The sequence below is a fragment of the Rufibacter tibetensis genome (genome assembly GCF_001310085.1).
GTDB classification, from domain to species: domain Bacteria; phylum Bacteroidota; class Bacteroidia; order Cytophagales; family Hymenobacteraceae; genus Nibribacter; species Nibribacter tibetensis.
On sequence record NZ_CP012643.1, the window covers coordinates 1180958 to 1192484 of the forward strand.

At 48.0% G+C, this 11527-nt stretch carries 10 protein-coding genes; 5 read left to right on the forward strand and 5 right to left on the reverse strand.

The window, feature by feature from the left end; genetic code table 11:
* The first annotated feature begins 3 nt into the window (after positions 1-3).
* On the forward strand, positions 4-960 hold the full coding sequence (locus DC20_RS04565) for a PorP/SprF family type IX secretion system membrane protein (protein ID WP_062542749.1): 957 nt from the start codon (positions 4-6) through the stop codon (positions 958-960).
* Positions 961-1117: 157 nt separating this feature from the next.
* Here the strand turns inward: DC20_RS04565 and msrB are convergent, their stop codons facing one another.
* Positions 1118-1654, reverse strand: coding sequence for a peptide-methionine (R)-S-oxide reductase MsrB (gene msrB, locus DC20_RS04570; protein WP_062542750.1), 537 nt, complete (start codon positions 1652-1654; stop codon positions 1118-1120).
* 238 nt (positions 1655-1892) lie between these two features.
* Here msrB and typA point away from each other — a divergent pair, with 238 nt between their 5' ends.
* The gene (typA, locus tag DC20_RS04575; protein ID WP_062542751.1) at positions 1893-3692 is read left to right on the forward strand and encodes a translational GTPase TypA; all 1800 of its coding nucleotides are present in this window, start codon (positions 1893-1895) and stop codon (positions 3690-3692) included.
* A 265-nt stretch (positions 3693-3957) separates the two neighbouring features.
* Here the strand turns inward: typA and DC20_RS04580 are convergent, their stop codons facing one another.
* Positions 3958-5031, reverse strand: a complete 1074-nt coding sequence (locus DC20_RS04580; protein ID WP_062542752.1) for an oxidoreductase — start codon at positions 5029-5031, stop codon at positions 3958-3960.
* A gap of 407 nt (positions 5032-5438) precedes the next feature.
* On the opposite strand from DC20_RS04580, the gene DC20_RS04585 reads away from it, so the two are divergent.
* On the forward strand, positions 5439-5630 hold the full coding sequence (locus DC20_RS04585) for a cold-shock protein (RefSeq protein WP_062542753.1): 192 nt from the start codon (positions 5439-5441) through the stop codon (positions 5628-5630).
* 328 nt (positions 5631-5958) lie between these two features.
* The gene (locus DC20_RS04590) at positions 5959-6873 is read left to right on the forward strand and encodes a polysaccharide deacetylase family protein (RefSeq protein ID WP_062542754.1); all 915 of its coding nucleotides are present in this window, start codon (positions 5959-5961) and stop codon (positions 6871-6873) included.
* Between the two features lie 134 nt (positions 6874-7007).
* Here the strand turns inward: DC20_RS04590 and DC20_RS04595 are convergent, their stop codons facing one another.
* Both DC20_RS04595 and DC20_RS04600 read right to left on the reverse strand, forming a co-directional pair.
* Positions 7008-8195 (reverse strand): trans-sulfuration enzyme family protein, encoded by a 1188-nt coding sequence (locus DC20_RS04595; RefSeq protein WP_245652300.1) that lies wholly within the window; start codon positions 8193-8195, stop codon positions 7008-7010.
* Between the two features lie 101 nt (positions 8196-8296).
* A complete protein-coding gene (locus DC20_RS04600) occupies positions 8297-8731 on the reverse strand; it encodes an OsmC family protein (RefSeq protein WP_062542755.1) in 435 nt (144 codons plus the stop codon).
* A 57-nt stretch (positions 8732-8788) separates the two neighbouring features.
* Between DC20_RS04600 and metX the strand changes: the two genes are divergently transcribed.
* On the forward strand, positions 8789-9844 hold the full coding sequence (gene metX, locus DC20_RS04605; RefSeq protein WP_062542756.1) for a homoserine O-acetyltransferase MetX: 1056 nt from the start codon (positions 8789-8791) through the stop codon (positions 9842-9844).
* A gap of 94 nt (positions 9845-9938) precedes the next feature.
* Here metX and DC20_RS23640 read toward each other — a convergent pair whose 3' ends face one another.
* On the reverse strand, positions 9939-11444 hold the full coding sequence (locus DC20_RS23640) for a TSUP family transporter (protein WP_062542757.1): 1506 nt from the start codon (positions 11442-11444) through the stop codon (positions 9939-9941).
* Positions 11445-11527: the final 83 nt, after the last annotated feature.

The following is an 11527-nucleotide window of genomic DNA, read 5'->3' on the forward strand; positions in this document are numbered from 1 at the left end:
CTTATGAAAAAGCATCTATTTCTTCTGTTCTTTTTGTTGGGTACCACTGCAGCAGTGGCCCAGCAGAAAGTGCTGTCCAGTCAGTACATGACAAACTATTACCTCTTGAATCCGGCAGTAGCCGGATTTGAGAAGGACCTCAATTTTAAGGCTGGTTTCAGGAACCAGTGGGTAGGATTTGAGGGAGCTCCCACCACTTTTTACGTGAGCGGCGAAACAGCCCTGTTCAAAGATAAGAGACGGCGAGGCCGGAGGGGAAGAACCCAGGGATTCCACGGAGTGGGAGGATACGCCTATTCAGACCGGACGGGTCCTACCAGCCAAACCGCTGCTCTGGCTTCCTACGCGTACCACGTGCCGCTGACCAGGGAGTTATATTTCTCCTCCGGCGTATTTGCCGGATTTCAGCAGTTTAAGTTTGACCCCAACAAGGTGCAGCTGGCAGACAACTCCAACCACATAGACCCGGTTACCCGAAGCGGGGCAATCAACGCGTTCATGCCAGACATGACCTTGGGTACCTATTTACACTCAGAAGATTTCTTTGTGGGAGTTTCCCTGTTCCAGGTGTTCGGAAACAAGTTCTTTGAGGCTGAAAACAGTGATGACGCCAGCAGACTAGCCCGGCACTTATTTGTCTCTGGCGGGTATAATTTTGACGTGAAAAGAAACCTGACCTTAAGCCCCTCTCTTCTCTTGAAGTATGTAACTGCCGCCCCTATTCAGGCAGACATCAACGTGAAAGGGATTTACCACTTCACCAGAAGAAAGAGAACGATTTATGATGACCAGGTGTGGGCAGGCCTCTCCTTCCGGACTCAGGATGCACTGATAGGATTGGTGGGAGCGCAGTTCCAACAAAGATATCAGGTCTCCTACTCCTATGATATCACCGTCTCTCCCTTGAGGCACCAGAGCTCCGGTTCACACGAGCTAATGGTAGGTTTCAGGGTAAAGTAAGGTATCCTTAAACAGCAGGTCGCCCCGCTTCTATCTTGTAGAAAGATAGAAGCGGGGCGACCTCTTTTATGGGAGTACAGTCTTTTTCAAACAATATGTTTTGAAGCTGATTTTCTAAAAAGAGCTTTGAAAAAGACTTCTATTTCTGCACTTCAGATTAAATCTCTTTTGTGAATTTCAGGGCTACAGAGTTGAGGCAGTACCGCAAACCAGTGGGCTTGGGTCCGTCATCAAATACGTGGCCCAAATGGCCGCCACATCTGCTGCAAAGCACCTCGGTCCGTAACATGCCCATATCTGTGTCCGGTTCTTCCAGCACTGCCGCCGCGTTCAGGGGCTTGTAGAAACTGGGCCAGCCGGTACCTGACTCAAACTTGGTCTCTGAGCTGAACATAGGATTGCCGCAACCTGCGCAGGAGTAAATTCCTTTTTGCTTGTTTTTATTTAAAGGCCCTGAAAACGCCCGTTCCGTGCCCTTCTCGCGCAACACGTAATACTGCTCAGAGGTCAGGATCTTTTTCCACTCTTCATCAGTTTTGACTACTGTAAAGTTAGTTTCTCCTTTGTCAAGGGCACGGGTTTGCCGGGCAGAAAGGGGGGCATCGCCGGAGGCAGCCGTGTTACGGGCAGCTTCATTTTTTGCGCAACTGAACAGCAGCAGGCAAAGGCAAAATATAGTTAAGTTGGTTTTCATGGCAGAGTTAAATGTAAAAGTTTGATCTGTATAACTACGAAACAAACAAACCTCTTGGATGTTGTTAAACTCGTACTTATACCTACTCATCCTGCACAAAGAGGAACTTACTAACCAATGGTTCTGTTCTCCCCAACAAGCAAATACCCGTAAGTGGTTGGGCAAAAGGGCTTTTTCATAAAATATATAGAAAAGCCTAAGAAAAACCCTACCTTTGCGGGCTGAAAATAACCTCTGAATGCAAAGTATCCGCAACATCGCGATTATTGCCCACGTGGACCACGGTAAGACCACGCTGGTAGACAAAATCATCCACGCCTCAAAGATTTTTGACGCACACCAACAGTTCGACGACCTGATCCTGGATAACAATGACCTGGAGCGGGAACGCGGCATTACCATCGTTTCCAAAAACGTATCGGTTCGTTACAAGGATGTAAAAATCAACATCATTGACACGCCTGGTCACGCCGACTTTGGAGGTGAGGTAGAGCGCGTACTGAAAATGGCCGACGGTGTATTACTGCTGGTGGATGCCTTTGAAGGCCCAATGCCACAGACCCGTTTCGTGCTTGGCAAAGCTATCCAGTTAGGTTTGAAGCCAATTGTGGTAGTAAACAAAGTAGACAAAGAAAACTGCCGTCCGGACGAGGTGCACGAAATGGTGTTCGACCTGATGTTCAACCTGGACGCTTCTGAAGACCAGTTAGATTTCGTGACTCTGTACGGTTCCAGCAAACAAGGCTGGATGAGCACAGACTATCAGCAACCTACTGATAACATCATTCCGCTGTTAGACGCCATTGTAGAGGTAATTCCTCCGGCTCCTTCTGAAGAAGGAACGCCGCAGATGCAGATTACTTCCTTGGATTACTCTTCTTTTGTGGGCCGTATCGCCATTGGGCGTGTGAAACGCGGTACTTTGACAGAGGGCGCCAACATGAGCCTTTGCAAGCGTGACGGTTCTATCAAGAAAGTAAAAATCAAAGAACTTCAGGTATTTGAAGGTTTGGGTCGTGTGAAAGTTGATTCAGTGTCTGCCGGCGAGATTTGCGCCGTAACGGGTATTGAAGGCTTTGAAATTGGCGATACCCTTGCTGACTTCGAAAACCCGGAGCCATTGGAGCGCATCTCTATTGATGAGCCAACCATGAACATGTTGTTCACCATCAACAACTCCCCTTTCTTCGGGAAAGAGGGCAAGTTTGTAACATCGCGCCACTTACGTGACCGTCTGTTCAAAGAGATGGAGAAAAACCTGGCTTTGCGTGTGGACGAGACTGATAAAGAAGATACTTTCTTAGTATACGGACGTGGTATTCTTCACTTGTCTGTATTGATTGAAACCATGCGTCGCGAGGGATATGAATTCCAGGTAGGCCAGCCGCAGGTTATCTTCAAAGAAATTGACGGCCAGAAAATGGAGCCAATGGAGCACCTGGTAGTGGACGTTCCTGAGGAATCTGCTGGTAAGGTAATTGAATTGGTAACGCAGCGTAAAGGTGACCTGACCATCATGGAGCCTAAGGGCGACTTACAGCACCTAGAGTTCAACATTCCGGCACGTGGTCTGATTGGCTTACGGAACAATGTGTTGACGGCCACTGCTGGCGAGGCTATCATGAACCACCGCTTCCAGTCTTATGAGCCGTTCAAAGGCGCTATCCCGGGCCGTATCAACGGTTCATTGATCGCGATGGAGACGGGTCCTGGTACTGCTTACTCTATTGACAAACTTCAGGACAGAGGCGTGTTCTTTGTGGAGCCAGGTGAAGAAGTGTACATGGGCCAGGTAATAGGCGAGCACTCTCGTCAGAATGACTTGACGGTGAACATCCAGAAAGGAAAGCAGCTGACCAACATGCGTGCTTCTGGTTCTGACAACAACGTGAAGATTGTTCCTAAGAAACAATTCTCTTTAGAAGAAGGCATGGAATACATCCAGAAAGATGAGCTTTTAGAGATCACTCCTAAGAGCATCAGAATGCGGAAAATCTACCTTGATGAGAACGAGCGCAAGCGCTGGGGAAACAACTAAGGATTATAATTTTTTCATCATATAAAAAAGGCCTTACTGCTTCTGCGGTAAGGCCTTTTTGTTTTCCTTCAATTTAGGTTGTTCTGAAAGGCTCCTTAGGCTTCATCTGTCATTCACTTCAGCCAAGAACCCTCTTACAGTCTATTTTCACCAAAAGACGCTTAAAACAAATAGGCTTTCTTCCAAATCACCCCATGAAACAAAGCAAGGGCCTCCTGTCAATATTAAGAGGCCCTTGCTTTATACCTTGAAGATGTGAAGAAAATCAACTGTAGGAGATAGTTCGCTTTTCCTGGCTGCTTTGCATGATGAGTTCCACTACACTAATGACCTCACGGGCTTGTTCTGGCTTCACCACCAACTCTGCTTCTCCTGTGATGGTTTGGTACACATTTTCATAGAAACTGCGATAGTGCCCGGTTTCACTTTCTACCTTTCCTATAAAATGCAGGCCTTGGTGCTCTGTGTTCAGGTGTCCCCAAATGCTTTCCGGTTCTACTCCCCAGTCTGAAGTCAGGTGCGGAAGCATTCCATCGTTTAGGGCTTTTTCCTGCACATCCATTCCGTATTTCAGGAAAGATCCTTGGTCTCCGTGTATGGTATAACGAGGGCTCAACTCCCGCACCAACAAGCCAGCTGACAATGTTACTTTCAGGTTTTCATAGAAGAGCGTTGCTTCAAATTTATCCAGCACAGGGCTGGCGGGCCGCTGAATTCTGACATCGGCAGAGATGGCCTGAGGCAAACCAAACAGCACCAGCGCCTGGTCAATCAGATGTGAGCCCAGGTCATAAACTATTCCGGAGCCAGGAGCATCTTCTTCTTTCCAGGTATTTCCTTTTAAAGCGGGCCTGAATCGGTCAAAGTGCGCTTTGTACTCCACCACATTACCTAACACCCCGCTAGAGAGTACTTTCTGTACTGTTTTGAAATCACTGTCCCAGCGGCGGTTTTGGTAAGCGGTGATAATTCTCTTCTGCGTTTTGGCTAGCTGAATCAGCTCGTCTGCTTCAGCAACCGTTGGGGTGAATGGCTTTTCCACCACTACATGTTTACCCGCCAGCAATGCCTGCTTGGCTAAGGAATAATGCGAACTGTTGGGTGTTGCCACCATCACTAAATCGATGTCTGGGTTCTGGATGATGTCCTCTACCTGACTGGTGATCTGCGCCTGCGGGTAGCGGCTTCGGGCAATCTGGATGTTTTCTTCCCTTGATTCCCTGATCATGGCAAGCTCCAAGCCTTCCACTAAGCTTATGAAAGGTCCGTGGAAGATTCGGCCGGCCATCCCAAACCCAATCAACCCTACTCTAATTTTTTTCTGTGTATCTATGCTCATTGCTTCTTTTTCTGGTTACGCACCTGCCAGGTTTTCGGCTTCCCATGTTCTGGGTTTCCATTTACAGCTGCCTGAATAATACTAACTTTTTCTGTTTCTAACTACATTTCAGAAAATACCTATTCATCAGTTTAATGCTAAACTTGTAAACTGTGATCTTTTTCGCAATAAATTTTCAAACAAGACAAGGCTGTTAAAACACTTCCAATTAATAAGACAAAGTCCTCTACACCAGAGGTTTCAAGGGAATAATTAACCCCTATTGACTCTTACTGAGAGATGATTTTGCCTGAATTTCTATTTTAAAGGAACATCAGAATTCTAAAATCCGTAAATATACTTCGTATAAAAACCTGAGAGTGTAGAATTTAATTTCTACATTTGTTTATTATTATATTATCACATTAATGAAAAACGGTAAAGTAAAATTCTTCAATGATTCCAAAGGTTTTGGTTTCATTAAAGACGCAGACTCCAATGAGGAGTATTTCGTGCACGTGTCTAACCTTGTGGACGAAATCAGAGAAAATGATGAAGTAACTTTTGAGCTGAAAGAAGGCCGCAAAGGTTTAAACGCTGTGAATGTGAAACTTGCTTAAGTTTTAATATACATCAGTCCTCCAAAAGGGCCTCACCTAACGTGAGGCCCTTTTTTGTGGCCAAACCCTCCTTCTGAAAACTACCTTTCCTCTTTGAAATCTATATCCTCAAACATTCCGGCCCAATAGAAAAGAGGCAGTCCAGGAACAACTTAGTAAGCCAGGCTCCAAAGCATTTTTGTTCTCTTTTCAAGAAAACAGGCCCAAAGCGGATTAAGGTTACCACAAGATTCAGTAGATTACGAAGGGATTGGCTAGTTGTCTTTATGGCCTGCCAAGACCTTATGCACAACTCTGGCTTTTTATTTAAAACAGGATTCAATTTAATATGCCCTTTACCTTTTTCGGTGGTCGGTCTCTGGTGATCGCCGCTCTTAGCATCAGCCTTTTTTCGTGTTCTACGTCAGAGAAAACCGAAGAACAACAAACCACTCCTTCCGCTACGCCTGTGGTCACGGCATCGGGCAAGCCCCAAGAGCCAAACACAGCTCCTTCAGAAGCTACGGCACCCGAAACCACATCTGAGACACCAACACTACCCGCCACGGCAGAAACTATTCTGGCACGTCCGCAGGTACCTATTCTGTGTTACCACCAGATACGGGAGTGGACCTCCAGCGACGGAAAGGTTGGCAAAGACTACATTGTGAAAGTGGCAGACTTCAAGGCCCAGATGAAAATGCTGGCCGACAGTGGGTACCACACCATTCTACCGGACCAGTTACAGGATTACCTTACCAAAGGCACGCCACTTCCTTCTAAACCCATCATGCTCACGTTTGATGACACCAAGTTGGACCAGTACACCGTGGCAAAACCCGAGTTGGAGAAGTATGGCTTCAAAGGCGTTTTCTTTATCATGACGGTTTCCATTGGCAGACCCAATTACATGACCAAGGAACAGATCAAGGAACTGTCTGATGCCGGTCACGTGATTGGTTCGCACACCTATGATCACCACAACGTGAAGAAATACGAAGGCAAAGACTGGGTAACCCAGATAGAGAAACCTACGAAGCAACTGGAAGCCATCACAGGCAAACCCATTAAGTACTTCGCGTACCCATTTGGTTTGTGGAGACCAGAAGCCATTCCTGAACTGAAGAAACGCGGATTTGACGCGGCCTATATTCTAGCCACCAAACGCGATCCGCAAGACCCGTTGTTTACCATCCGGCGTATCATCGCCAGCGGCTACTGGAGCACCAAAGGCTTGTACAACAGCATTCAGAATAGTTTCTAAGCTGAGGAAAAATTCTGTCTGCAGGAGCTGAAAGCTTCCACATCGATAAAAAGAGAAAGGGTTTCGGGCTAGTTTTACTTAAAACCGGCCCGAAACCCTTTCTCTTTTTCTACAGAATTACTCCTACTCCTCTCCTAGCACTTCTCCAGCGCTTGTAGAATGTCGTTCAAGATATCATCGGCATATTCCAAGCCTACTGATATTCTGATGAGCCCCGGGGTAATGCCTACCGCTTGGCGCTCGTCTTCGGTGAGTTTGGCGTGGGTGGTGCTGGCGGGATGCGAAGCAATACTTCTGGTATCTCCCAAGTTAGCCGTAAGCGACATCAGTTGCAGGCTATTGAGAAAGGTGCGTCCGCTTTCCAGACCGCCTTTCAATTCAAAACAGAAAAGACCGCCGCCATTTTTCATCTGCTTCTTGGCTATCTCAAAGCTGGGGTGCGTAGGAAGGAACGGATACTTCACCCAGTTCAGTTTAGGATGACTCTGCAGTTTGGTAGCAATGGAAAGGGCATTGCCCGCGTGGCGTTCCATGCGTACATCCAGCGTCTCTAAGCTCTTGCTCAACACCCAGGCATTGAACGGCGACAAGGCTGGGCCCGAACTACGGCAAAACAGGTAAATGTCTTTGATCAGTTCTTTTTTGCCTACCACTACGCCGCCTAAAACACGTCCCTGTCCGTCAATCCACTTGGTGGCCGAATGCACGATCAGGTCAGCCCCAAACTCAATGGGGCGCTGGTTCACGGGCGTGGCAAAGCAGTTGTCAACGTTGAAAATGATGTTGTGCTTTTTGGTAAGTTTACCTGCCGCTTCCATGTCAATGATGTCCAGGCCGGGGTTGGTAGGCGTTTCAATGTACAGCATTTTGGTGTTCGGCCTGATGGCTGCTTCCCACTCCTCGGGCTTGTCAGCGGGCACGTAGCTGTACTCAATGCCGTACTTAGGCAGGTACTTGGTGATGATGGTGTGTGTGCTCCCGAAGATTGAATTACAGGCCAACAAATGGTCTCCTGACTTTAGAAGGGCCATGAATGAGGCAAACACGGCACTCATGCCCGAAGAGGTGGCGTACCCCGCCTCGGTCCCTTCCAGGGCGCACATCTTGTCTGTAAACTCCTGCACCGTGGGGTTACTGAACCGGCTGTAAATATTGTCATCGGTTTCATCGGCGAAGGCCGCGCGCATGTCCTCGGCGTTCTCAAATTGAAAACTGCTGGTCAGGAACATGGGCGTAGAGTGCTCCATTTCATTGGTGCGCTCAGTCTGTATTCTTATGGCTTTGGTAAGCGGATGGTATTCCATGATGGCAAGGTGGGTCATGCGCCTTTAGCAGGAACAACCCTTTAAGTATGAGGAAGTAAATTGATTTTAGCCCGTTTTCATGAAACTAAGCCGAAATCTACTTCTGAAAATTTCTGGTTTTATTGAGCAGAAGCTGGCGTGATCTTAACTTCCCAGGTGATCTGGGCGCCGGCTCTGCGCAAGGTTTCTGCTACGGAGCAGTATTTGCCCATAGAGAGATCACAGGCGCGCTGGGCTTTGTCTAGGTCAAGGTCGCCCTGCAACTCAAACACCACGTGCACTTTACTCCACAGTGATGGCTCCGTGCCGGTTTCCCGCTCGCCGGATATGTCCATCTTAAAGCCCTTTACTTCCTGACGCTTTTTCTTCATGATCATGGCCACATCTATGCCGCTACAGCCTCCTAAGGCCATTAGCATCATTTGCATGGGGCGTACGCCAAAATTCATTCCGCCTGATTCAGGGCTTGTATCGGTAGTGATTACGTGACCGTTTGCGTCCTTCGCCTCGAAGCCATAGTCGCCGCCCACCCGGTTCATCTCAATTCTTATCATTTTTTTTTACGGTTTTACGTCTGTAAGCCTTTACTTTGTAAGTTATAAAGGTACTACATGAATTATTTTCAACATAACCAACCTTTTGAATTAGAAGGTGGGCAAACGCTTCCGGAAATCACAGTGGCTTACCACACCTTTGGTAAGCTGAACGCAAATAAAAGCAATGTGGTCTGGATTTGCCATGCTCTTACCGCTAATTCTGATGTGTTGGATTGGTGGGGCGGTATAGTGGGAGAAAGTAAGATCATTGATCCAGAAAGACACTTTATAGTATGTGCTAACATTCTGGGCTCTTGCTACGGCAGCACCGGACCCCTGAGCATCAATCCTGAAACACAGGAACCCTATTATACTTCTTTCCCACAGGTTACCATCAGGGACACGGTGAAAGCCCATATTCTGCTGCGCGAGCACTTAGGCCTGGAGAAAATACAGGTTCTGGCCGGGGGCAGTTGTGGTGGCTTTCAAGTGTTAGAGTGGGCCGTTGCCGAGCCGGAGGTAGTGGAGAACCTTTTCCTGTTGGCTACCGCCGCCGCTGAAAGCACCTGGGGCATTGGCATTCACACCACGCAGCGCCTTATGCTGGAAGCCGACGGTACCTGGGGCGAACCCAGCCCAACCGCCGGTGACAAAGGCTTGAAAGCGGCTCGCGCCCTAGGCACGCTCACCTACCGCAACTACCAGATACTAGCCCAAAGCCAAACTGATCCCGATCCTGAGAAACTGGACAATTACCGCGTGTCTTCTTACCTCAATTACCAAGGAGATAAACTGGTGAAACGTTTTAACGCCTACAGCTACTGGATTTTAACCAAAGCCTTAGACAGCCATCATCTGGGCCGAGGTCGAGGCGGACGATTAGAGCCTGTTTTAGCGAAAATACGCCAAAAAACGTTGATCATTGGCATCAGCAGTGACATTCTGTGCCCGGTACAGGAGCAGCAATTCCTGGCCCAACACCTGCCAGAAGCCACCTACGTGGAAATAGATTCAGACTACGGCCATGATGGGTTCATCATTGAAGGGCAGAAGATTTCGCAGCACTACACCGCCTGGCTTTCTAAAGTGCAGAAGACAAATCCAGTTTCTGGTTCCTTTCTTTCGGTTTAAACTAATCTGAACAGAAATCTATACAAACGAAGAAGCCGTTTAGAAGCCGATTTTCTTAAATCAGCTTCTAAACGGCTTCTTCGTTTTAGATCTTTTAGAATACGCCTATGGCCTTCAATAATATCCGGAGGCTCCAGATGATCACCAAGGAGCCAACGGCAATGAACATGGTCTTCACCGGTAGTTTCCCGGCTAAACGCACGGCAATGGGAGCGGCAATCATCCCGCCTAAGACTAACCCCAGAATAATGTGCAGGTGACTTAAGCCTAACATGACAAAGAAGGTCAGGGAGCTAGCCAAAGCCACGAAAAACTCAGTTATGCTAACCGAACCAATGACAAACCGTGGGGTACGTCCTTTGGAAATAAGCGTACTGGTCACCAAAGGTCCCCAACCACCGCCGCCAAAGGAGTCAAGGAAGCCTCCGGCCCCGGCCAGCCAGCCCGCTTTTTTAATCTTTTTGCGTTCTTTGTTCTTCCGGAAGGCAGCATAGATAATCCGCCCACCTAAAATAAGGGTATAGGAAGCCAGTATAGGACGCACATAGTTTCCATACTCCTCTCCTACCACCGACAACAGATATGCGCCTAGAAATGCCCCAATCACCCCTGGAATGAGCAGAACTTTAAACAGCTTCTTGTTCACGTTGCCGTATTTATAGTGACTGTAACCAGAAGCCCCGCTGGAAAACACTTCAGCGGTATGGATGCTGCCGCTAATGGCTGGCAGGTTCACGCCTAATGACATCAAAATGGTAGTACAAGTCACCCCGTAGCCCATACCCAAGGCGCCGTCTACTAACTGGGCCGCAAACCCTGCCAAAATCATCCAGTAAAACAAAGGTTCAATAGACAGGGCAAAGTCCTGGGCTTGCTCAAGGGCAAGCTGAACCGGAACGTACGAAGACAGCAGCATTCCCAGCACAGTGAACACCAGCGCGATCAATGCTCCAAAGGCCAGTTGTCTCCCCCAAGAATTTTTGGCGGTCTTCTTAGTCTTAGCCGGGGTGGTCGCCATTACTTTGGTAATGTCATTCAGCTGCGTCACTTTGGCTGCAAAATCGCCTTTGAGACGGTTTCTGATTTGCTGGAGGTTGTCCAGCACCTGGTCAATTTCTTCAGGAAGCGTTTCGTTGAAGGTTTCTTTCAGGCGCTTGGCCATGGTGGGCGATTTGCCGTTGGTAGAGATCGCGATCTTCAGGTTCCCCTTCCGCACTACTGAGCTAAGGTAGAAATCACAGAGATCTGGCGTGTCGGCTACGTTCACCAGTTTCCCCTGGCGCTTTGCTTCCAGACTGATGGCATGGCTGGCTTCGCGGTCATTTACCGCTACAATCACTATGTCGGCTCCAGTTACATCTTCCGGACTGAAGGCCTTAGGTACTAACGAAATATTGTGATGATCCTGGGCTAGCTGTAAAACGCCCTCGTTGAATTGAATGGCTACTACTCTAATGGTGGTGCGAGGCGAATTCTGCAATAAAGCCGTCAGCTTTTCCAACCCCACATTGCCTCCTCCTACCACCAAGACCGCCAGATGCTCCAGTTTCAAGAAAACCGGGAACAACTCATTTTGCTCTTTGATAACGGTGGTGGTCATATACGTTTCTTTCAATAATTTTTGAGGATTGTCAGGCGTGAAACCTAAGAGCAAGGGCTTAGGACAAAGTGCACATTTCGGAT

What these genes read in the sequence shown, in the direction of transcription:
- DC20_RS04565 (WP_062542749.1), top strand. Translation starts at nt 4, where the DNA reads ATGAAAAAGCATCTATTTCTTCTGTTCTTTTTGTTGGGTACCACTGCA.
- msrB (WP_062542750.1), bottom strand. Translation starts at nt 1,654, where the DNA reads ATGAAAACCAACTTAACTATATTTTGCCTTTGCCTGCTGCTGTTCAGT.
- typA (WP_062542751.1), top strand. Translation starts at nt 1,893, where the DNA reads ATGCAAAGTATCCGCAACATCGCGATTATTGCCCACGTGGACCACGGT.
- DC20_RS04580 (WP_062542752.1), bottom strand. Translation starts at nt 5,031, where the DNA reads ATGAGCATAGATACACAGAAAAAAATTAGAGTAGGGTTGATTGGGTTT.
- DC20_RS04585 (WP_062542753.1), top strand. Translation starts at nt 5,439, where the DNA reads ATGAAAAACGGTAAAGTAAAATTCTTCAATGATTCCAAAGGTTTTGGT.
- DC20_RS04590 (WP_062542754.1), top strand. Translation starts at nt 5,959, where the DNA reads ATGCCCTTTACCTTTTTCGGTGGTCGGTCTCTGGTGATCGCCGCTCTT.
- DC20_RS04595 (WP_245652300.1), bottom strand. Translation starts at nt 8,195, where the DNA reads ATGACCCACCTTGCCATCATGGAATACCATCCGCTTACCAAAGCCATA.
- DC20_RS04600 (WP_062542755.1), bottom strand. Translation starts at nt 8,731, where the DNA reads ATGATAAGAATTGAGATGAACCGGGTGGGCGGCGACTATGGCTTCGAG.
- metX (WP_062542756.1), top strand. Translation starts at nt 8,789, where the DNA reads ATGAATTATTTTCAACATAACCAACCTTTTGAATTAGAAGGTGGGCAA.
- DC20_RS23640 (WP_062542757.1), bottom strand. Translation starts at nt 11,444, where the DNA reads ATGACCACCACCGTTATCAAAGAGCAAAATGAGTTGTTCCCGGTTTTC.